At 60.1% G+C, this 228-nt stretch carries 1 protein-coding gene; it reads left to right on the top strand.

The window, feature by feature from the left end; translation table 11 throughout:
• On the top strand, nucleotides 1-228 hold a 228-nt coding region (locus tag SB764_RS45300; protein ID WP_410867482.1), incomplete at both ends, for a DUF2062 domain-containing protein.

A 228-nucleotide genomic window follows, 5' to 3' on the forward strand; every position in this document is an offset into this window, starting at 1 on the left:
GTCAGCCTGGTGTGGCTGACCAACCCGATCACCATGCCGTTTGTGTTTGTCGGTACTTACCTGACAGGCGCCTGGCTGATGAACGTGCCGCCACGCAGCCTGCCCGATAACCTGACCTGGGAATGGATCAGCGGCCAGCTCAGCACGCTGTGGCAGCCGTTTCTGTTGGGTTCAGTCGTGTGCGGGCTGTTGTTGGGAGCTCTGGCCTATTGCCTGACGATGCTGTAC

This window comes from Paraburkholderia sp. SIMBA_027 (assembly GCF_046535315.1).
Classification (GTDB): domain Bacteria; phylum Pseudomonadota; class Gammaproteobacteria; order Burkholderiales; family Burkholderiaceae; genus Paraburkholderia; species Paraburkholderia tropica.